The sequence below is a fragment of the Pyxidicoccus sp. M15 genome, assembly GCF_056858435.1.
Map to the genome: position 1 here is coordinate 10,841,797 of NZ_CM166495.1, position 24,195 is coordinate 10,865,991.

Genomic DNA, 24,195 nt, shown 5'->3' on the forward strand with positions numbered 1-24,195 from the left:
TGCACCGTCGACACCACCGCCCGTGCCATTCGCGGCGCCTCACGCCCCACCCTCGGCGGCCCCCTCGCCAACGTGCAGGTGTACGTCCTCGACGAGCACATGCAGCCGGTGCCCACCGGCGTCCCCGGTGAGCTCTTCATCGGCGGCGCCGGCGTCGCTCGCGGCTACCTCGGCAGGCCCGAGCTCTCCGCGGAGAAGTTCGTTCCGGACCCGTTCGGCACCACGCCCGGCGGCCGCCTCTACCGCACCGGTGACAAGGTGCGCTGGCTTGCCAACGGTGAGCTGGCCTACCTGGGCCGCATCGACTTCCAGGTGAAGCTGCGCGGCTTCCGGATTGAACTGGGCGAAATCGAAGCCGCCCTGGAGCAGGAGGCCAGCGTCAGCCGCGCCGTGGTGCTCGCTCGCGAGGACGTCCCCGGCAACCCGCGCCTCGTCGCCTACCTCGTCACGCCCGAGGGCCACCCCCTCGACTCGGCCGCGCTGCGCTCCTCGCTGCTGCGCTCGCTGCCCGAGTACATGGTGCCCTCCGCTTTCGTCTTCCTGGAGGCCCTGCCCCTCAACACCCACGGCAAGGTCGACCGCAAGGCCCTGCCCACCCCGGACACCTCCTCCTCCGCCTCCGAATACATCGCCCCTCGCACCTCCACCGAGCAGCGGCTGGCTTCCATCTGGGCCGAGGTGCTGCGGCTGGAGCGGGTGAGCGTGGAGGACAACTTCTTCGCTCTGGGCGGCCACTCGCTGCTGGCCATCCAGGTCCTCTCCCGCGCGCGCCAGGCCTTCGAGGTGGAGCTGCCCGTGCGGGCCCTGTTCGAGGCCCCCACCCTTTCCTCCTTCGCCACCCGCGTGGAGACCGCGCGCCAGACGAAGCGCGGCCACGGCATTCCGCCCCTGGCGCCCATGGCGCGGACGGGCGCACCGCCGCTGTCCTTCGCCCAGCAGCGGCTGTGGTTCATCGACCAGCTCCAGCCCGGCAGCCCCCTCTACAACATGCCCTTCGCGCTGCGCCTGGAGGGCGCACTCGACGTGGCCTCGCTGGAGCGTGGCTTCGACGCCGTGGTGCGCCGCCATGAGACGCTGCGCACCACCTTCGCCATGCGCGACGGCCAGCCCGTTCAGCTCATCCATCCGGCACGGGAGTTCTCCCTGCCCGTGGTGGACCTGAGCAACCTGCCCGCCTCGGAGCGAGAGGCCGAGGCCCGGCGCCTGGCCACCGAAGAGGCCCTGCGGCCCTTCTCCTTGAGCGACGGCCCGCTGCTGCGCGCCCTGCTGCTCCGACTCACGGAGGAGCAGCACCTGCTGGTCGTAGCGATGCACCACATCGTCTCCGACGGCTGGTCCACGGGCGTGCTCACTCGCGAGCTGGCCACCTGCTACGAGGCCTTCCGCACGGGCGGCTCGCCCACGCTTCCGCCGCTGCCGCTGCAGTACGCCGACTTCTCGGTGTGGCAGCGTGGCTGGCTCCAGGGCGAGGCGCTTGCCCGACAGCTCGACTGGTGGAAGCAGCATCTCTCCGGCGCCCCCGCGCTGCTGACGCTACCCACCGACAGGCCCCGCCCCGCCGTCATGTCCCACCATGGCGGCGCCGTCCCCATTTCCCTCTCCCGCACGCTCTCCGACGGCCTGCTGGCTCTCTGCCAGCGCCATGGCGTCACGCCCTTCATGGCCCTGCTGGCGGCCTGGCAGGTGCTGCTCTCCCGCTACTCCGGGCAGGACGACGTCGTCGTCGGCTCCCCCAACGCCGGCCGCACCCACGCGGAGCTCGAGGGCCTCATCGGCTTCTTCGTCAATACGCTGGCACTGCGTGCGCACATCGACCCGAACGCGCCCTTCACCGCGCTGCTGGAGCAGGTGAAGCAGTCCACCCTGGGCGCCTACGAGCACCAGGACGTGCCCTTCGAGAAGCTGGTGGAAGAGCTGCAGCCCCAGCGCAGCCTCAACCAGTCACCCATCTTCCAGGTCATGCTCAGCGTGCAGAACACGCCCTCCACGGCGCTGTCGCTGCCCGGACTGACCCTCCGCGCCGTTGAAGGCACCAACCCGGTGGCCAAGTTCGACCTGAGCCTCGCCCTGGCCGAGTCGCCCACGGGCTTCGTGGGCGGGCTCGAATACAATTCCGGCCTGTTCGACGCGTCCACCGCCACCCGGATGGTGGAGCACCTGCGCACCCTGCTGGGCGCGGCCATTGCCCACCCGGAGCAGCCCATCTCCTCGCTGCCGCTGATGGACGAGGCCGAGCAGCGCCGCGTCCTGGTGGAGTGGAATGACACCGCTGCGGGCGACCCGTCCGACGACTGCGTCCACCACCTGTTCAGCGCCCAGGCCGCGCGCACGCCGGACGCCGTTGCCGCCATCTCCGACTCCGGCTCGCTCACCTATGCCGAGCTGGAGGCGCGCTCCACCCTGCTGGCCTCGCACCTGACCGCGCTCGGCGTGCGCCCCGGCACCCTCGTGGCCCTCTGCCTGGAGCGTTCGCTGGAGCTGCCAGTGGCCCTGCTGGGTGTGCTCAAGGCCGGTGGCGCCTACGTGCCGCTGGACCCGAGCTACCCGCGCGAGCGCCTGGCCTTCATGCTCCAGGACTCCGCCGCCTCCGTGCTGCTCACCCAGCAGCACCTGCGCGGCCTGCTGCCAGAAGGCCCCGCCGTCGTGTGCCTCGGCGCAGGAGGAGACTCCTTCTCTGGTACGGCCCCCCTGGCCGCTGTCTCCGCCGTCACCTCCGAGCACTCCGCCTACGTCATCTACACGTCCGGCAGCACGGGCCAGCCCAAGGGCACCGTCATCCCCCACCGCGCCCTGGCCAACCACATGGCCTGGCTGCTCTCCACCTTCGGCCTCACCGCCGAAGACAGGGTGCTTCAGAAGACGCCGCTGAGCTTCGACGCCTCCGTCTGGGAGTGCTGGGCCCCGCTGCTGGTGGGGGCGCCGCTCGTCCTCGCCCCGCCCGAGGCCCACCGCGACCCGGCCGCCCTGCTGGAGTGCGTGGTGCGCCAGCGCATCACCGTCCTCCAGGTGGTGCCCTCAATGCTTCGCTTCATGCTCGAGGAGCCCGCCCTGGCCCAGGCCTCGCACCTGCGCTGGCTCTTCTGCGGCGGTGAGGCCCTGGGCGCCGAGCTGGTCCCGCGCCTGCGCGCCGCGCTGCCCGCGGTCCGCCTGGTCAACCTCTACGGCCCCACCGAAGTCACCATCGACGCGACCTTCTCCGAGGCCGCGGACGCGCAGTCCGGACTCACCGTTCCCATCGGCCGCCCGGTGGCCAATACCCAGGCCTACGTGCTGGACGCGCACCTGCGGCCGGTGCCCGTTGGCGTACCGGGAGAGCTCTTCCTCGGTGGCGTGCAGCTGGCACATGGCTACCTGGGCCGGCCTCATCTCACCGCCGAGCGCTTCGTGCCCGCCCCCTCCGGCACCCAGGCCGGGGCGCGCCTGTACCGCACGGGTGACAAGGTGCGCTGGCGGACCGACGGTACGCTGGAGTACCTGGGCCGCATCGACTTCCAGGTGAAGCTGCGCGGCCAGCGCATCGAGCCAGGCGAAATCGAGGCCGCCCTCCAGCAACAGCCCGGAATGCGTGATGCCGTCGTCCTCGTGCGCGAGGACGTGCCCGGCAGCCCGCGCCTGGTGGCGTACGTCGTGGCCGCCGAAGGCCACTCGCTGGAGGCCGGGACACTGCGCTCCGCCATCCAGCAGCACCTGCCCGAGTACATGGTGCCCTCCGCCATCCTGGTGCTGGAGGCCCTGCCGCTGACGCCCAACGGCAAGGTGGACAGAAAGGCCCTGCCCGCGCCCGACACGCAGGGCAGCGACACCTTCGTCGCGCCCTCCACTCCCGTGGAGCAGCAGCTCGCCACGCTCTGGCAGCAACTGCTGCGCGTCGAGCGCGTGGGCGTGGAAGACAGCTTCTTCGCCCTCGGCGGCCACTCGCTGCTGGCCACCCAGCTCGTCTCCCGCATCCGTGCCGCCTTCGGTATCGAGCTGCCCCTGCGAGCCATCTTCGAGGCGCCCACCCTGGCCGCCCTTGCCCGGCGCATCGACGCCGTCCAGCGGGAGAAGGCTCCCCAAGCGCCCCCGCTGGAGCACATGGCCCCGACGGGCGCGCCTCCTCTCTCCTTCGCTCAGCAGCGCCTGTGGCTCATCGACCAGATTGAACCGGGCAGCTCCGCCTACAACATCCCCACCACCCTGCGCGTGCAGGGCGCGCTGGACGTGGCCTCCCTGCAGCGTGCCTTCCGTGCGCTCACCGAGCGCCACGAGTCGCTTCGCACCACCTTCGCCTCCAGCAACGGCGAGCCCGTGCAGCTCATCCACCCGGCATCGGACTTCTCGCTGCCAGTCGTGGACCTGAGCGCGCAGGAGGAGCGCGAAGCCCAGGCCCTGCGACTTGCCACCGAAGAGGCCCGCAGGCCCTTCTCCTTGAGCGACGGCCCGCTGCTGCGCGCCCGCCTGCTGCGACTGGGCTCCGACGACCACGTGCTCCTGGTGACGATGCACCACATCGTCTCCGACGGCTGGTCCATGGGCGTGCTGGTGCGCGAGTTGGTGGCGCTCTACGCGGCCATCGCCTCGGGTGAAGTGCCCCGCCTCGCGCCATTGCCCCTTCAGTACGCCGACTACGCGGTGTGGCAGCGCGCCTGGCTTCAGGGTGAGGTGCTCCAGCGCCAGCTCGACTTCTGGAAGCAGCAGCTGACCGGCGCTCCCGCCCTGCTGGAGCTGCCTACCGACAAGCCCCGCCCCGCCGTCCAATCCTCGCGCGGCGCCAGCCAGCCCGTGCTGCTGCCAGCGCCTGTGACGGAAGCCTTGCTGGCCCTCTGCCACCAGGAGGGCGCTACCCCCTTCATGGCCCTGCTGGCCGTCTTCCAGACGCTGCTGGCCCGCTACTCCGGCCAGGACGACGTCGTCGTCGGCTCTCCCATCGCCGGCCGCACCCGCGCCGAAACCGAGGGCCTCATCGGCTTCTTCGTCAACACCCTCGTGCTGCGCTCTCGCGTGCGGCCCGACGCCAGCTTCCGCCAGTTGCTGGCCCAGGTGCGCACCACCACCCTGGCCGCCTACGAGCACCAGGACGTGCCCTTCGAGAAGCTGGTGGAGGAGCTGCACCCCCAGCGCAGCCTGGGCCACTCGCCTCTCTTCCAGGTCATGCTCACCCTGCAGAACACGCCCGAGCAGGCCGTGGAGCTGGGCAGCGGACGCGACGGCTTGCCGCCGCTGAAGCTCTCCCCCATGCAGGCCGACTTGTCGGCCGCGAAGTTCGACCTGAAGTTGGCTCTGGCCCAGACGCCGCAAGGCCTGGTCGGTGGGCTCACCTACCGCACCGACCTCTTCGAGCCGTCCACCATGGCCCGCATGGCGCACCACCTGCGCACCCTGCTGGAAGCCGCCGTCGCCTCGCCCGACTCGCCTCTGGGCCTGCTGCCGTTGATGGATGCACCAGAGCGCCAGCAGGTGCTGATGCAGTGGAATGACACCCGCCAGGAGCTGGGCTGGGACGGCGCGCTGCACGAGCGCTTCGAGGTGCAGGCAGCACGCACGCCAGATGCGCTGGCCGTCCTCGATGACTCCGCCTCGCTGTCCTTCGCTCAGCTCAACCGTCAGGCCAACCAGCTGGCGCATGCGCTGCGCCAGCGCGGCGTGGGTCCCGAGGTGCGCGTTGCGCTCTGCATGGAGCGCGGCGTGGACATGGTGGTGGCCGTCCTCGCCATCCTCAAGGCCGGCGGCGCCTACGTCCCCATGGACCCGGCCTACCCGCGCGAGCGGCTGGCTTTCATGCTCCAGGACTGCGGTGCGCGGCTGGCACTCACCCAACTGCACCTCGCCGCGCACTTCGAGGACTCCGGCGCGCACGTCGTCTGCCTGGATGACGCGAGCGTTCGCGAGCAGCTCGCTCGCGAGTCCGAAGCCAACCCGGCCCACGTCACCTCGCCCGAGCACCTCGCCTACGTCATCTACACCTCCGGCTCCACCGGACGTCCCAAGGGCGTCATGGTTCAGCACGCCTCCGTGATGAACCTGCGTGCCGCGCTCGCTTCCGCCGTCTACGCGGGAGCCGAGGGCGCGCTGCGCGTCAGCCTCAACGCGCCTCTCGCCTTCGACGCCTCGGTGAAGCAACTCATCCAGGTCGCCGACGGCCACGCCCTGTGCGTCGTGCCCCAGGCCGCTCGCGAAGACGTCGCCCTGCTCAAGGCGTGGGTGGAGAAGCACCAGCTCGACGTCCTCGACTGCTCTCCTTCTCACCTGCGCCTGCTGCTGGAAGAGGGACTGGCCTCCTCACGCCCCTTGCGCGTGCTGGTGGGCGGTGAGGCCGTGGACGAAGCGCTCTGGGCGAAGCTGGCGGCCCACCCCTTCATCCACTGCTTCAACGTCTACGGCCCCACCGAGTGCACCGTCGACACCACTGCCCGTGCCATTCGCGGCGCCTCACGGCCCACCCTCGGCGGGCCACTCGCCAACGTGCAGGTCTACGTCCTCGACGAGCGCATGCAGCCGGTGCCCACCGGCGTCCCCGGTGAGCTCTTCATCGGCGGCGCAGGCGTCGCTCGCGGCTACCTCGGCAGGCCCGAGCTCTCCGCCGAGAAGTTCATCCCGGACCCGTTCGGCACCACGCCCGGCGGCCGCCTCTACCGCACCGGCGACAAGGTGCGCTGGCTTGCCAACGGTGAGCTGGACTACCTGGGCCGCATCGACTTCCAGGTGAAGCTGCGCGGCTTCCGCATCGAGCTGGGCGAAATCGAAGCCGCCCTGGAGCAGGAGGCCAGCGTCAGCCGCGCCGTGGTGCTCGCTCGCGAGGACGTCCCCGGCAACCCGCGCCTCGTCGCCTACCTCGTCACGCCCGAGGGCCACCCCCTCGACTCGGCCGCGCTGCGCTCCTCGCTGCTGCGCTCGCTGCCCGAGTACATGGTGCCCTCCGCCTTCGTCTTCCTGCCGGCCCTGCCCCTCAACACCCACGGCAAGGTCGACCGCAAGGCGCTGCCCGCCCCGGACGCCTCCTCTTCCGCCTCCGAGTACGTTGCCCCGCGCACCCCCACCGAGCAGCAGCTGGCTTCCATCTGGGCCGAGGTGCTGCGGTTGGAGCGGGTGAGCGTGGAGGAAGACTTCTTCGCCCTCGGCGGTCACTCGCTGCTGGCCACCCAGCTCGTTTCCCGCATCCGTGCCGCCTTCGGCATCGAGCTGCCCGTGCGCGCCATCTTCGAGGCGCCCATCCTGGCCGCGCTCGCCCGGCGCATCGACGCCGCCCAGCGGGAGAAGTCTCCCCAGGCGCCCCCGCTGGTGCCCATGGCGCTGACGGGTGCACCTCCCCTCTCCTTCGCTCAGCAGCGCCTGTGGCTCATCGACCAGATTGAGCCCGGCAGCCCCGCCTACAACATCCCCTCCGCCCTGCGCGTGCAGGGCTCGCTGGACGTTGCCTCCCTCGAGCAGGCCTTCCGTTCCCTCATCCAGCGCCACGAGTCGCTTCGCACCACCTTCGCGGTGCATGACGGCGAGCCCATTCAGCTCATCCATCCAGCATCGGACTTCTCTCTGCCAGTCGTGGACCTGAGCGCGCAGGAGGAGCGCGAAGCCCAGGCCCTGCGGCTTGCCACCGAAGAGGCCCGCCGGCCCTTCTCCTTGAGCGACGGCCCGCTGCTGCGCGCATCCCTGCTGCGCCTCAGCTCCGACGACCACGTGCTGCTGGTGACGATGCACCACATCGTCTCCGACGGTTGGTCCATGGGCGTGCTGGTGCGTGAGTTGGTTGCGCTCTATGCGGCGCATGCCAACGGCACCCCGGCCCTCCTGCCCGCGCTGCCGGTGCAATACGCCAGCTTCGCCGCCTGGCAGCGTGCCTGGCTTCAGGGTGAGGTACTCCAGCGCCAGCTCGACTTCTGGAAGCAGCAGCTGACCGGCGCTCCCGCCTTGCTGGAGCTGCCCACCGACAAGCCCCGCCCCGCCGTCCAATCCTCGCGCGGTGCCAGCCAGCCCGTGCTGCTGCCGGCGCCTCTCACCGAGGCCCTGCTGGCCCTCTGCCACCAGGAGGGTGCCACTCCCTTCATGGCCCTGCTGGCCGTCTTCCAGACGCTGCTGGCCCGCTACTCCGGCCAGGACGACGTCGTCGTCGGCTCTCCCATCGCCGGCCGCACCCGCGCCGAAACCGAGGGCCTCATCGGCTTCTTCGTCAACACCCTCGTGCTGCGCTCTCGCGTGCAGCCCGACGCCAGCTTCCGCCAGCTGCTGGCCCAGGTGCGAGCCACCACCCTGGCCGCCTATGAGCACCAGGACGTGCCCTTCGAGAAGCTCGTCGAGGAGTTGCACCCCCAGCGCAGCCTGGGCCACTCGCCCCTCTTCCAGGTCATGCTCGCCCTGCAGAACACGCCCGAGCGGGCCATGGAGCTGGGCAGCAACCGCGGCGGACTGCCTCCGCTGAAGCTCTCCCCCGTGGAAGCCGACTTGTCGGCCGCGAAGTTCGACCTGACCTTGTCACTGGCGCAGACGCCTCAAGGCCTGATCGGTGGGCTCACCTACCGCACCGACCTCTTCGAGCCGTCCACCATGGCCCGCATGGCGCACCACCTGCGCACCCTGCTGGAAGCCGCCGTCGCCTCGCCCGACTCGCCCCTGGGCCTGCTGCCGCTGATGGATGCGCCAGAGCGCCAGCAGGTGCTGGTGCAGTGGAACGACACCCGCCAGGAGCTGGGCTGGGACGGCGCGCTGCACGAGCGCTTCGAGGTGCAGGCTTCGCGCACCCCCGACGCCGTCGCGGTGCTCGATGACTCCGCCTCGCTGTCCTTCGCTCAGCTCAACCGCCAGGCCAACCGACTTTCCCATGCGCTGCGCCAGCGCGGCGTGGGGCCCGAGGTGCGCGTCGCCCTCTGCATGGAGCGCGGCGTGGACATGGTGGTGGCCGTCCTCGCCATCCTCAAGGCCGGTGGTGCCTACGTCCCCATGGACCCCGCCTACCCTCGTGAGCGCCTGGCCTTCATGCTCCAGGATTGCGATGCGCGGCTGGCCCTCACCCAGCGCCACCTGTCCGAGCGGATGGAAGGCTCCGGCGTGGAGCCCCTCTACCTGGACGAGGTGGCGGTGCGTGAGCAGCTCTCTCGCGAGTCCGAAGCCAACCCGCCTCGCGTCACCTCGCCCGAGCACCTCGCCTACGTCATCTACACCTCCGGCTCCACCGGGCGTCCCAAGGGCGTCATGGTTCAGCACGCCTCCGTGATGAACCTGCGTGCCGCCCTTGCCCGCACCGCCTACTCGGGCGTGGAGACGGCCCTCCGGGTGAGCCTCAACGCGCCGCTGGCGTTCGATGCCTCCGTCCAGCAGTTGGTACAGCTGTGCGACGGGCACGCGCTGTGCGTGGTGCCCCAGGCCGTTCGCCAGGACGCCGCCCTGCTCACCTCCTGGGTGGAGCGGCACGGCGTTGACGTGCTGGACTGCTCGCCCTCTCACCTGCGAGTGCTGCTGGATGAAGGGCTGGCCTCCACGCGGCCCCTGCGCATCCTCGTGGGCGGCGAGGCCGTGGACGAGGCGCTGTGGACCCGGCTGTCCAACCACCCGCTCATCGACGCCTTCAACGTCTACGGCCCCACCGAGTGCACCGTGGACTCCACCGCGCGCGCGGTGCGTGGCGCCTCCCGCCCCACCCTGGGCGGGCCGCTCGCCAACGTGCGCATGTACGTGCTGGACGAGCGCCTGCAGCCTGTCCCCATCGGCGTGCCCGGTGAGCTCTTCATCGGCGGTGAGGGCCTCGCCCGCGGCTACCTCGGCCGCCCCGAGCTCACCGCGGAGCGCTTCGTGCCGGACCCGTTCGGCACCACGCCCGGCGGCCGCCTCTACCGCACCGGTGACAAGGTGCGCTGGCTGGCCAACGGTGAGCTGGACTACCTGGGCCGCATCGACTTCCAGGTGAAGCTGCGCGGCTTCCGCATCGAGTTGGGCGAAATCGAAGCCGCATTGGAAAAGGAGTCCGGCGTCAACCGCGCCGTGGTGCTCGCGCGTGAGGACGTCCCCGGCAACCCGCGCCTCGTCGCCTGGCTCGTCACGCCTGAAGGCCGCACCCTCGACTCGGCGGAGCTTCGCACTGCGCTGCTGCGCTCGCTGCCCGAGTACATGGTGCCCTCCGCCTTCGTCTTCCTGCCGGCACTGCCCCTCAACACCCACGGCAAGGTGGACCGCAAGGCCCTGCCCGCTCCGGACGCCTCCTCTTCCGCCTCCGACTACGTCGCCCCGCGCACCCCCACCGAGCAGCGGCTGGCTTCCATCTGGGCCGAGGTGCTGCGGCTGGAGCGGGTGAGCGTGGAGGACAACTTCTTCTCCCTCGGCGGCCACTCGCTGTTGGCCACCCAGGTCATCTCCCGCGTGCGCCAGGCCTTCGAGGTGGAGCTGCCCGTGCGGGCCCTGTTCGAGGCCCCCACCCTCTCCTCCTTCGCCACCCGCGTGGAGGCCGCGCGCCAGACGAAGCCCGGCCACGGCATTCCACCCCTGGTGCCCATGACGCCCACGGGCGCACCGCCGCTGTCCTTCGCCCAGCAGCGGCTGTGGTTCATCGACCAGCTCGAGCCCGGCACTCCCCTCTACAACATGCCCACCGGACTGCGGCTGGAGGGCACGCTGGACCAGGAGGCCCTCCAGCGCGGCCTCACCGAGGTGGTGCGCCGCCATGAGACGCTGCGCACCACCTTCGCCGTGCGCGACGGCCAGCCCGTCCAGCTCATCCACCCGGCGCGGGAGTTCCCTCTTCCTGTGGTGGACCTGAGCAGCCTGCCCGCCACGGAGCGACAGGCCGAGGCCCGCCGCCTGGCCACCGAGGAGACCCTGCGGCCCTTCTCCTTGAGCGACGGCCCGCTGCTGCGCGCCCTCATCCTGCGCCTGTCTCCCTCCGAGCACGTGCTGCTGGTGACGATGCACCACATCGTCTCCGACGGCTGGTCCATGGGCGTGCTCGTGCGCGAGATGGCCGCCCTCTACGCCGCCTTCCACCAGGGCCAGCCCTCTCCGCTTCCTGAGCTGCCGCTGCACTACTCCAGCTTCGCGGTCTGGCAGCGCCAGTGGCTGCAGGGCGCGGTGCTGGACGAGCAACTGGCCTGGTGGCGCCAGCGACTGGCGGGGGCTCCCCACTTCCTGGACCTGCCCACCGACAAGCCCCGTCCCGCCGTCCAATCCTCGCGCGGCGCCGCCTCCGCGGTGCACCTGCCCGGGCCTCTGGCCCGCGCTCTGGATGAGGCCTGCCAGCGTGAAGGCATCACCCCCTTCATGGCCCTGCTCGCCAGCTTCCAGTTGCTGCTGGGCCGCTACTCTGGCCAGCAGGACGTCCTCGTCGCCTCTCCGGTGGCAGGACGTGACCAGGCGGAGCTGGAAGACCTCATCGGCTTCTTCGTCAACACGCTGCCTCTTCGCGCCCGCCTCTCCGGTACGGACTCCTTCCGCGAGCTGCTGGCCCAAGTGCGCGACACCACCCTGGGCGCCTTCGAGCACCAGGCGCTGCCCTTCGAACGGCTGGTGGAAGAGCTCAAGCCCGAGCGCGACCTGAGCAGACCTGCGCTGGTGCAGGTCCTCTTCACCCTGCAGAACACCCCCAGGCCCCAGCTGGCGCTGCCCGGCCTGACCCTGGGGGCGGTGGAAGGCATTGGCGGCACCGTCGTCAAGTTCGAGCTGGAGCTGAGCCTGGTACGGACGCCGGACGGCTACTTCGGCGCGCTGCACTACAGGACCGACCTGTTCGAGGCAGGCACGACCGCGCGCATGGCGGAGCACTTCCGCACGCTGGTGGAAGCACTGGTGGCCCAGCCCGAGGCGCCCCTGGCCTCCGTGGCCATGATGACCGAGGCCGAGCGCCAGCAGGTGCTCGTGGAGTGGAACGCCACCACCACTGAGTACCCGCGCGGCTCCACCCTGCCCGAGGTCTTCTCGCAGGTGGTGGCGCGCCATCCCGACAAGGTGGCCGTCGAGTTCGGCGACTCCAAGCTCACCTACCGGCAGCTCGACGCGCGCGCCAACCAGCTCGCGCACCACCTGCGCGGCCTGGGCGTGTCCACCGACTCGCGTGTGGCCATTGCCCTGGAGCGCTCGCTGGAGCTGGTGGTGGCCCTGGTGGCCATCCTCAAGGCCGGCGGCGCCTACGTCCCGCTCGACTCCAGCTACCCGCGTGAGCGTCTGGCCGCCATGGTGGAGGACTCGCGCCCGCGCGTGCTCGTCACCTCCCGCGCACTGCTGCCCAAGCTCCCCTCCGACGGCCTGCCCACGGTGGTGCTGGAGGATGCACCGCTCTCCACGCAGCCCACGCACTCGCCGCCGGTGGCCGCGCTGCCCCAGAGCCTCGCGTACATCGACTTCACCTCCGGCTCCACCGGCCGGCCCAAGGGCGTCGGCACTCCGCAGGCCGCCGTGTTGCGCACCGTCTTCGGCGTCGACTTCGCCCACTTCGGTCCGGACGAAACCTTCCTGATGCTGGCGCCCATCTCCTTCGACGCCTCCACCCTGGAGCTGTGGGGCGCGCTGTTGCATGGCTCCCGCCTCGTCGTCATGCCTCCCCAGCCTCCCTCCCTAGAGGAACTGGGACGCACCCTTCTCCAGTCGCGCGTCACCACCCTCTGGCTCACCTCCGGTCTCTTCACCCAGATGGTGGAGGGCCACCTTCAATCCCTGCGCTCTCTCAAGCAGGTGCTGACCGGCGGCGACGTCGTCTCCGCTCCCCACGCCCGCCGTGTACTGGAGGAGCTGGGCCTGCCCGTCACCAACGGCTACGGCCCCACCGAGTCCACCGTCTTCGCTTCCTACTTCCGCATGACGGACCCGGCGCAGGCAGCGGCCTCGCTCCCCATTGGCCGCCCTCTTGGCAATACGCGCCTCTATGTGCTGGACGCGTACGGCCAGCCGGCGCCCGTGGGCGTTCCGGGCGAGCTGCTCATCGGCGGCGACGGCCTGGCCCGTGGCTACGTGGAGCAGCCGGGCCTCACCGCCGAGCGCTTCATCCCCGACGCCTTCTCCAGCGTGCCGGGCGCTCGCCTCTACCGCTCCGGTGACAAGGTGCGCTGGCGCGCCGATGGCACCCTCGAGTTCCTCGGCCGCATGGATGCGCAGGTGAAGCTGCGCGGCTTCCGCATTGAATTGGCCGAAGTCGAAGCGGCCCTGCTGGCGCACTCCGCGGTGCGCGAGGCCGTTGCCGTCGTGCGCGAGGACGTGCCCGGCGACAAGCGCCTGGTGGGCTACGTCGTAGCCCCCGAGCCTCTCGACGCCGCCGCCCTGCGCGCCTTCCTCCAGCAGCGGCTGCCCGAGTACATGGTGCCCTCCGCACTGGTGCGCCTGGACTCCCTGCCCCTTACCTCCAACGCCAAGCTGGACAGGAAGGCCCTACCCGCGCCCGACACGCAAGGCAGTGAAACCTTCGTCGCTCCCTCCACTCCCGTGGAGCAGCAGCTGGCCGCGCTCTGGCAGCAACTGCTGCGCGTCGAGCGCGTGGGCGTGGAGGACAACTTCTTCGACCTGGGTGGCCACTCGCTGCTGGCCACCCAGCTCGTCTCCCGCATCCGCGCCACCTTCGGCATCGAGCTCTCCCTGCGCGCCATCTTCGAGGCGCCCACCCTGGCCGCGCTCGCCCGGCGCATCGACACCGTCCAGCGGAAGAAGGCTCCCCAGGCTTCCTCGCTGGTGCCCATGGCCCTGACGGGTGCACCTCCTCTCTCCTTCGCTCAGCAGCGCCTGTGGCTCATCGACCAGATTGAACCGGGCAGCCCCGCCTACAACATCCCCACCGCCCGGCGCATGCAGGGCGTGCTGGACGTCGCCTCCCTCGAGCAGGCCTTCCGCTCCCTCATCCAGCGTCACGAGTCGCTTCGCACCACCTTCGCGGTGCATGGCAACGAGCCCGTGCAGCTCATCCACCCGGCACTGCACTTCTCGCTGTCAGTCGTGGACCTGAGCGGGCACGGCACGCAGGAAGAGCGCGAAGCCCGGGCCCTGCGGCTTGTCACCGAAGAGGCCCGCAGGCCCTTCTCCTTGAGCGACGGCCCGCTGCTGCGCGCATCCCTGCTGCGCCTCAGCCCCGACGACCACGTGCTGCTGGTGACGATGCACCACATCGTCTCCGACGGCTGGTCCATGGGCGTGCTGGTGCGTGAGTTGGTGACACTCTACGCGGCACATGCCACCGGCACCCCGGCCCACCTGCCCGCCCTGCCGGTGCAATACGCCAGCTTCGCCGCCTGGCAGCGCGCCTGGCTGCAGGGTGACGTGCTCCAGCGCCAGCTCGACTTCTGGAAGCAGCAACTGACCGGCGCCCCCGCCCTGCTGGAGCTGCCCACCGACAAGCCCCGCCCCGCCGTCCAATCCTCGCGCGGTGCAAGCCAGCCCGTGCTGCTGCCAGCGCCTGTGACGGAAGCCTTGCTGGCCCTCTGCCACCGGGAGGGTGCCACTCCCTTCATGGCGCTGCTGGCTGTCTTCCAGACGCTGTTGGCGCGCTACTCCGGCCAGGACGACGTCGTCGTGGGCTCTCCCATCGCCGGCCGCACCCGCGCCGAAACCGAGGGCCTCATCGGCTTCTTCGTCAACACCCTCGTGCTGCGCTCTCGCGTCCGGCCCGACGCCAGCTTCCGCCAGTTGCTGGCCCAGGTGCGCGCTACCACCCTGGCCGCCTACGAGTACCAGGACGTGCCCTTCGAGAAGCTCGTCGAGGAGCTGCACCCTCGGCGCAACCTGGGCCACTCGCCTCTCTTCCAGGTCATGCTCGCCCTGCAGAACACGCCCGAGCGGGCCATGGAGCTGGGCAGCAGCCGCGGCGGACTGCCGCCGCTGAAGCTCTCCCCCATGCAAGCCGACTTGTCGGCCGCGAAGTTCGACCTGACGTTGACTCTCGCGCAGACGCCGCAAGGCCTGGCCGGCACGCTCAACTACCGCACCGACCTCTTCGAGCCGTCCACCATGGCCCGCATGGTGCGCCACCTGAGCACCCTGCTGGAGGCCGTCGTGGCTTCCCCAGACTCGCCCCTGGGCCTGCTGCCGCTGATGGATGCGCCGGAGCGCCAGCAGGTGCTGGTGCAGTGGAATGACACCCGCCAGGAGCTGGGCTGGGACGGCGCTCTGCACGAGCGCTTCGAGGTGCAGGCAGCACGCACGCCAGATGCGCTGGCCGTCCTCGATGACTCCGCGTCGCTGTCCTTCGCCCAGCTCAACCTCCACGCCAACCAGCTGGCGCATGCGCTGCGCGCGCGCGACGTGGGGCCCGAGGTGCGCGTCGCCCTCTGCATGGAACGCGGCGTGGACATGGTGGTCGCCCTGCTGGCCATCCTCAAGGCCGGTGGTGCCTACGTTCCCATGGACCCCGCCTACCCTCGTGAGCGCCTGGCCTTCATGCTCCAGGACTGCGATGCGCGGCTGGCCCTCACCCAGCTGCACCTTGCAGCGCACTTCGAAGACTCTGGCGTCCAGGCCCTCTGCCTGGATGACGTCGGCGTGCGCGAGCAGCTCTCTCGCGAGTCCGAAGCCAACCCACCCCGCGTCACCTCGCCCGAGCACCTCGCCTACGTCATCTACACCTCCGGCTCCACCGGGCGTCCCAAGGGCGTCATGGTTCAGCACGCCTCCGTGATGAACCTGCGCGCCGCTCTTGCCCGCACCGCCTACGCGGGGGCCGAGGGTGCACTGCGCGTCAGCCTCAACGCGCCGTTGGCGTTCGATGCCTCCGTCCAGCAGTTGGTACAGCTGTGCGACGGGCACGCGCTGTGCGTGGTGCCCCAGGCCGTTCGCCAGGACGCCGCCCTGCTCACCTCCTGGGTGGAGCGGCACGGCGTTGACGTGCTGGACTGCTCGCCCTCTCACCTGCGAGTGCTGCTGGATGAAGGGCTGGCCTCCACGCGGCCCCTACGCATCCTCGTGGGCGGCGAGGCCGTGGACGAAGCGCTGTGGACCCGACTGTCCAACCACCCGCGCATCGACGCCTTCAACGTCTACGGCCCCACCGAGTGCACCGTGGACTCCACCGCGCGTGCGGTGCGTGGCGCCTCCCGCCCCACCCTGGGCGGGCCGCTCGCCAACGTGCGCATGTACGTGCTGGACGAGCGCCTGCAGCCCGTCCCCATCGGCGTGCCCGGTGAGCTCTTCATCGGCGGTGAGGGCCTCGCCCGCGGCTACCTCGGCCGCCCCGAGCTCTCCGCCGAAAAGTTCATCCCGGACCCGTTCGGCACCACGCCCGGCGGCCGCCTCTACCGCACCGGTGACAAGGTGCGCTGGCTGGCCAATGGCGAGCTGGACTACCTGGGCCGCATCGACTTCCAGGTGAAGCTGCGCGGCTTCCGAATTGAACTGGGCGAAATCGAAGCCGCCCTCGAGGGGACGCACGGCGTGCGCCGCGCCGTCGTGCTGGCGCGCGAGGACGTGCCCGGCAATCAACGCCTGGTGGCCTACGTGGTGCCCTCCGAGGCTCTCTCGCTGGACACGGCCGCGCTGCGCGACTCCCTCCAGCGGAAGCTGCCCGAGTACATGGTGCCCTCCGCCTTCGTCTTCCTGGAGGCCCTGCCCCTCAACACCCACGGCAAGGTGGACCGCAAGGCCCTGCCCACCCCGGACGCCTCCTCTTCCGCCTCCGACTACGTCGCCCCGCGCACCCCCACCGAGCAGCGGCTGGCTTCCATCTGGGCCGAGGTGCTGCGGCTGGAGCGGGTGAGCGTGGAGGACAACTTCTTCTCCCTCGGCGGCCACTCGCTGTTGGCCACCCAGGTCATCTCCCGCGTGCGCCAGGCCTTCGAGGTGGAGCTGCCCGTGCGGGCCCTGTTCGAGGCCCCCACCCTCTCCTCCTTCGCCACCCGCGTGGAGACCGCGCGCCAGACGAAGCCCGGCCACGCCATTCCGCCCCTCGTCCCCATGACGCTGACGGGCGCGCCGCCGCTGTCCTTCGCCCAGCAGCGGCTGTGGTTCATCGACCAACTCGAACCCGGCACTCCCCTCTACAACATGCCCACCGGACTGCGGCTGGAGGGCACGCTGGACCTGGAGGCCCTCCAGCGCGGTCTCACCGAGGTGGTGCGCCGTCATGAGACGCTTCGCACCACCTTCGCCGTGCGCGATGGCCAGCCCATCCAGCTCATCCACCCGCCCGCCACCGTCCCGCTGCCCGTGGTGGACCTGAGCAGCCTGCCCGCCGAGGAGCGGCAGGCCGAGGCCCGCCGCCTGGCCACCGAGGAGACCCTGCGGCCCTTCTCCTTGAGCGACGGCCCGCTGCTGCGCGCTCTCATCCTGCGCCTGTCTCCCTCCGAGCACGTGCTGCTGGTGACGATGCACCACATCGTCTCCGACGGCTGGTCCATGGGCGTGCTCGTGCGCGAGATGGCTGCCCTCTACGCCGCCTTCCACCAGGGCCAGCCCTCTCCGCTTCCTGAGCTGCCGCTGCACTACTCCAGCTTCGCGGTCTGGCAGCGCCAGTGGCTGCAGGGCGCGGTGCTGGACGAGCAATTGGCCTGGTGGCGCCAGCGACTGGCAGGGGCTCCCCACGTCCTGGAGCTGCCCACCGACAAGCCCCGTCCCGCCGTCCAATCCTCGCGCGGCGCCGCCTCCGCGGTGCACCTGCCCGAGCCTCTGGCCCGCGCCCTGGATGAGGCCTGCCAGCGCGAAGGCGTCACTCCCTTCATGGCCCTGCTCGCCAGCTTCCAGTTGCTGCTGAGCCGCTACTCCGGCCAGCAGGACGTCCTCGTCGCCTCTCCGGTGGCGGGACGTGACCAGGCGGAGCTGGAAGGTCTCATCGGCTTCTTCGTCAACACGCTGCCTCTGCGCGCCCGCCTCTCCGGCACGGACTCCTTCCGCGAGCTGCTGGCCCAGGTGCGCGACACCACCCTGGGCGCCTTCGAGCACCAGGCGCTGCCCTTCGAGCGGCTGGTGGAAGAGCTCAAGCCCGAGCGAGACCTGAGCCGACCCGCGCTGGTGCAGGTCCTCTTCACCCTTCAGAACACGCCCAGGCCCCAGCTGGCGCTGCCCGGCCTGACCCTGGGGGCGGTGGAAGGCATTGGCGGCACCGTCGTCAAGTTCGAGCTGGAGCTGAGCCTGGTACGGACGCCGGACGGTTACTTCGGCGCGCTGCACTACAGGACCGACCTGTTCGAGGCTGGCACGACCGCGCGCATGGCGGAGCACTTCCGCACGCTGGTGGAAGCGCTGGTGGCCCAGCCCGAGGCGCCCCTGGCCTCCGTGTCCATGATGACCGAGGCGGAACGCCAGCAGGTGCTGGTGGAGTGGAACGCCACCACCACTGAGTACCCGCGCGGCTCCACCCTGCCCGAGGTCCTCTCGCAGGTGGTGGCGCGCCATCCCGACAAGGTGGCCGTCGAGTTCGGCGACTCCAAGCTCACCTACCGGCAGCTCGACGCGCGCGCCAACCAACTGGCCTGGCACCTGCGGGACCTGGGTGTGTCCACCGATTCACGCGTGGCCATTGCCCTGGAGCGCTCGCTGGAGCTGGTGGTGGCGCTGGTGGCCATCCTCAAGGCCGGCGGCGCCTACGTCCCGCTCGACTCCAGCTACCCGCGTGAGCGTCTGCACGCCATGGTGGAGGACTCGCGCCCGCGCGTGCTTGTCACCTCCCGCGCGCTGCTGCCCAAGATCCCCTCCGACAGCCTGTCCACGGTGGTGCTGGAGGAAGTGTCTCTGGAGGGCCAGCCCACGCACTCGCCGCCAATGGCCGCGCTGCCCCAGAGCCTCGCGTACATCGACTTCACCTCGGGCAGCACTGGCCGGCCCAAGGGCGTGGGCATTCCGCAGGCCGCCGTGCTGCGCACTGTCTTCGGTGTCGACTACGCGCACTTCGGTCCGGACGAAACCTTCCTGCAGCTGGCGCCCATCTCCTTCGACGCCTCCACGCTGGAGCTGTGGGGCGCGCTGCTGCATGGCTCCCGCCTCGTTGTCATGCCTCCCCAGCCTCCTTCCCTCGAGGAGCTGGGACGCACCCTTCTCCAGTCGCGCGTCACCACCCTCTTTCTCACCTCCGGCCTCTTCACCCAGATGGTGGAGGGCCACCTTCAATCCCTGCGCTCTCTCAAGCAGGTGCTGACCGGCGGCGACGTCGTCTCCGCTCCCCACGCCCGCCGTGTGCTGGAGGAGCTGGGCCTGCCCGTCACCAACGCCTACGGCCCCACCGAGTCCACCGTCCTCGCGTCCTACTTCCGCATGACGGACCCGGCGCAGGCAGCGGCCTCGCTTCCCATTGGCGGCCCTGTTGGCAATACGCACCTCTACGTGCTGGACGCGTACGGCCTGCCGGTGCCCGTGGGCATCCCCGGAGAGCTCTTCATTGGCGGCGACGGCCTGGCTCGTGGGTACGTGGAGCAGCCGAGCCTCACCGCCGAGCGCTTCATCCCCGACGCCTTCTCCAGCGTGCCGGGAGCCCGCCTCTACCGCTCCGGTGACAAGGTGCGCTGGCGCGCCGATGGCACCCTCGAGTTCCTCGGCCGCATGGATGCGCAGGTGAAGCTGCGCGGCTTCCGCATTGAACTGGCCGAAGTCGAAACGGCCCTGCTGGCGCACTCCGCGGTGCGCGAGGCCGTTGCCGTCGTGCGCGAGGACGTGCCCGGCGACAAGCGCCTGGTGGGCTACGTCGTGGCCCCCGAGCCCCTCGACACCGCCGCCCTGCGCGCCTTCCTCCAGCAGCGGCTGCCCGAGTTCATGGTGCCCTCCGCTCTCGTGCGCCTGGACTCCCTGCCCCTCACCTCCAACGCCAAGTTGGACAGGAGGGCCCTGCCCGCGCCGGACGCCCCGGCCTCCGCCACCGCATACGTCGCCCCGCGCACGCCCACCGAGGAGCGGTTGGTCGCTGCATGGGCCCAGGTGCTGCGACTGGAGCGTGTGGGCGTGGAGGACAACTTCTTCGCCCTCGGCGGTCACTCGCTGCTGGCCACCCAGCTCGTCTCCCGCATCCGCGCCGCCTTCGGCATCGAATTGCCCCTGCGTGCCATCTTCGAGGCGCCCATCCTGGCCGCTCTCGCCCAGCGCATCGACGCCGCCCAGCGCGAGAAGGCTCCCCAGGCGCCCCCGCTGGTACACATGGCCCCGACGGGCGCGCCTCCCCTCTCCTTCGCCCAGCAGCGCCTGTGGCTCATCGACCAGATTGAGCCGGGCAGCTCCGCCTACAACATCCCCACCGCCCTGCGCGTGCAGGGCGTGCTGGACGTGGCCTCCCTCGAGCAGGCCTTCCTCGCCCTCGTCCAGCGTCACGAGTCGCTTCGCACCACCTTCGCCTCCAGCAACGGCGAGCCCGTGCAGCTCATCCACCCGGCATTCGACTTCTCGCTGCCGGTCGTGGACCTGAGCGGGTACGGCGCGCAGGATGAGCGCGAGGCCCAGGCCCTGCGGCTTGCCGCCGAAGAGGCCCGCAGGCCCTTCTCCTTGAGCGACGGCCCGCTGCTGCGCGCATCCCTGCTGCGCCTCAGCCCCGACGACCACGTGCTGCTGGTGACGATGCACCACATCGTCTCCGACGGTTGGTCCATGGGCGTGCTGGTGCGTGAGTTGGTGGCGCTCTACGCGGCCATCGCCGCGGGTGAGGTGCCCCGCCTCGCGCCATTGCCCCTCCAGTACGCCGACTACGCGGTGTGGCAGCGCGCCTGGCTTCAGGGTGAGGTGCTCCAGCGCCAGCTCGACTTCTGGAAGCAGCAGCTGACCGGCGCTCCCGCCCTGCTGGAGCTGCCCACCGACAAGCCCCGCCCCGCCGTCCAGTCCCACCGCGGTGCCGGCCAGCCCGTGCTGCTGCCCGCACCTCTCACCGAGGCCCTGCTGGCCCTCTGCCACCAGGAGGGCGCCACTCCCTTCATGGCGCTGCTGGCCGTCTTCCAGACGCTGCTGGCCCGCTACTCCGGCCAGGACGACGTCGTCGTCGGCTCTCCCATCGCCGGCCGCACCCGCGCCGAAACCGAGGGCCTCATCGGCTTCTTCGTCAATACCCTCGTGCTGCGCTCTCGCGTGCGGCCCGACGCCAGCTTCCGCCAGCTGCTGGCCCAGGTGCGCACCACCACCCTGGCCGCCTACGAGCACCAGGACGTGCCCTTCGAGAAGCTCGTCGAGGAGCTGCACCCCCAGCGCAGCCTGGGCCACTCGCCTCTCTTCCAGGTCATGCTCACCCTGCAGAACACCCCCGAGCAGGCAGTGGAGCTGGGCAGCAGCCGCGGCGGACTGCCGCCGCTGAAGCTCTCCCCCGTGCAAGCCGACTTGTCGGCGGCGAAGTTCGACCTGACGTTGGCTCTCGCGCAGACGTCTCAGGGCCTGGCCGGCGCGCTCACCTACCGCACCGACCTCTTCGAGCCGTCCACCGTGGCCCGCATGGCGCACCACCTGCGCACCCTGCTGGAAGCCGCCGTGGCCTCCCCGGACTCGCCCCTGGGCATGCTGCCGCTGATGGATGCGCCGGAGCGCCAGCAGGTGCTGGTGCAGTGGAATGACACCCGCCAGGAGCTGGGCTGGGACGGCGCGCTGCACGAGCGCTTCGAGGTGCAGGCTGCTCGTACGCCGGATGCGCTGGCCGTCCTCGTTGACTCCGCCTCGCTGTCCTTCGCTCAGCTCAACCGCCAGGCCAACCGACTTTCCCATGCGCTGCGCCAGCGCGGCGTCGGGCCCGAAGTGCGCGTCGCGCTCTGCATGGAGCGCGGCGTGGACATGGTGGTCGCCGTCCTCGCCATCCTCAAGGCTGGCGGCGCCTACGTCCCCATGGACCCCGCCTACCCGCGTGAGCGGCTGGCCTTCATGCTCCAGGACTGCGGCGCCTCTCTGGCCCTCACCCAGCGCCACCTGTCCGAGCGGATGGAAGGCTCCGGCGTGGAGCCCCTCTACCTGGACGCGGTGGCGGTGAGTGAGCAGCTCGCTCGCGAGTCCGAAGCCAACCCGCCTCGCGTCACCTCACCCGCGCACCTCGCCTACGTCATCTACACCTCCGGCTCCACCGGCCGCCCCAAGGGCGTCATGGTTCAGCACGCCTCCGTGATGAACCTGCGCGCGGCCCTGGCTTCCGCCGTCTACGCGGGGGCAGGCAATCCGCTGCGCGTCAGCCTCAACGCCCCGCTCGCCTTCGACGCCTCGGTGAAGCAGCTCATCCAGGTGGCAGATGGCCATGCCCTCTGCGTCGTGCCCCAGTCGGCGCGCGAGGACGTGGCGCTGCTCAAGGCGTGGGTGGAGAAGCACCAGCTCGACGTGCTCGACTGCTCACCCTCGCACCTGCGCCTGCTGCTGGAAGAGGGACTGGCCTCCTCACGCCCCTTGCGCGTGCTGGTAGGCGGCGAGGCCGTGGACGAAGCCCTCTGGGCGAAGCTGGCGGCCCACCCCTTCATCCACTGCTTCAACGTCTACGGCCCCACTGAGTGCACCGTCGACACCACCGCTCGCTCCATCCGTGGCGCCTCACGGCCCACGCTGGGCGGGCCGCTCGCCAACGTGCAGGTCTACGTCCTCGACGAGCACCTGCAACCGGTGCCCACCGGCGTCCCTGGTGAGCTCTTCATCGGCGGCGCCGGCGTCGCTCGCGGCTACCTCGGCAGGCCCGAGCTCTCCGCCGAGAAGTTCATCCCAGACCCGTTCGGCACCACTGCCGGCGGCCGTCTCTACCGCACCGGCGACAAGGTGCGCTGGCTTGCCACCGGCGAGCTGGACTACCTGGGCCGCATCGACTTCCAGGTGAAGCTGCGGGGCTTCCGTATTGAGCTGGGTGAAATCGAAGCCGCCCTGGAGAAGGAGCCCACCATCAGCCGCGCCGTGGTGCTCGCGCGTGAGGACATCCCCGGCAACCCGCGCCTCGTCGCCTACCTCGTCACGCCTGAAGGCCGCACTCTCGACTCGGCGGAGCTTCGCACTGCGCTGCTGCGCTCGCTGCCCGAGTACATGGTGCCCTCCGCCTTCGTCTTCCTGCCGGCACTGCCCCTCAACACCCACGGCAAGGTCGACCGCAAGGCCCTGCCCGCTCCGGACGTTTCCGCCACCAGCGCGGCCTACGTCGCCCCGCGCACGCCCCTGGAGGAGCAGCTCGCGGAGGCCTTCGCCACTGTGCTGCGGCTGCCGCGCGTGGGCATCACCGACGACTTCTTCGTCCTGGGCGGCCACTCCCTGCTGGCCGTGCGGCTGGTGACGCACCTCCAGAAGAACGCCGGCCTCACGGTGCCGGTGTCGGCGCTCTTCCAGGGCTCCACCGTGGAGCGGCTGGCCCGGTGGGTGGAGGGACAGGACACGGCCCGCGACCTGCCCAACCTGATGCGGCTCGACAGGGGCGAGTCCACCCAGCAGCCGCTCTTCCTCGTCCATGGCGGTGGTGGCAGCGCGCTGGGCTACGCGGACCTGGCCCGCCAGCTCGGTTCCGAGAGGCCCGTGTACGGCCTGCACGCGCACGGCCTGGATGGCGGCGCGCTGCCCCCCGCGTCCGTCGAGCTCCTCGCGCGCCACTACCTGGCCCAGGTGCGCGCGGTGCAGCCTCACGGGCCCTACTCCCTGGGCGGTTGGTCCTTTGGTGGACTGGTGGCGTATGAGATGGCACGCCAGCTCCAGGAGGCCGGGGAGCGCGTGGACCTGCTCGCCATGTTCGACACCCACGCGCCCAGGGGCCAGGCGGCTCCCGAGCCGGATGCCCTCTCCCAGCTGGCGACCTTCGGCCAGCTGTTGCGGATGCCCTGGCGGGAGCTGGTGCAGTCACTGGACGTGGAGCACCTGCGACGGCTGGAGGGCCGGGAGCAGCTCGCGTACGTGCTCGAGCACGCGCGGCGTGTGCCCGGGAACGAGCTGCAGAACCTGGACCTCGAACAAGCCGAGCGGCTGTTCGCCGTCTACCGCCGGCTCTCCGCGGCGCAGCGCGCCTACGTGCCCAAGCCATACAGCGGCCCTGTCCTCCTCTTCCGCGCCGCCACACCCGTCGTCGGCGCCCCGGTGATGGAGGACCTGGGATGGCGCCAGTGGCTGGGCGAGGCGCTCACCGTGCATGAGGTCTCAGGCGACCACTACACGCTGCTGAGCGCCTCCCATGCCACCGCCCTCGCGCGGCTGCTCGCCCACCATCTCCGGCTCTCGGAACGCCAGGCCTCATGACCCCGTGCCCCGCCCCGCAGCGCTTGAGCGCACTCCTGGCGGAGTGGGCACTCCCGCGGGGCGGCGGTCTGGATCAGGAAGACGGCGGAGGCGGCGGCCGGGGGTAGCAGGACAGGGCGCCGCGGCGGGATACGGCGCCGCGGCGGGGTACGGCACCGCGGCGGGGTACGGCGCCGCAGCGAAGTACGGCGCCGCGGCGGG

Annotated in this window: 1 protein-coding gene (only partly in view); it reads left to right on the forward strand. The window is 70.9% G+C overall.

Annotated elements, in window-relative coordinates:
- Positions 1-23,994 carry the 3' portion of a non-ribosomal peptide synthase/polyketide synthase gene (locus tag ACX9TP_RS40010; RefSeq protein ID WP_482975940.1) on the forward strand. It extends 22,731 nt beyond the left edge of the window, so 23,994 of the gene's 46,725 nt are visible here — the last part of the coding sequence; its start codon lies off the left edge, out of view; the stop codon is at positions 23,992-23,994.
- Positions 23,995-24,195: the final 201 nt, after the last annotated feature.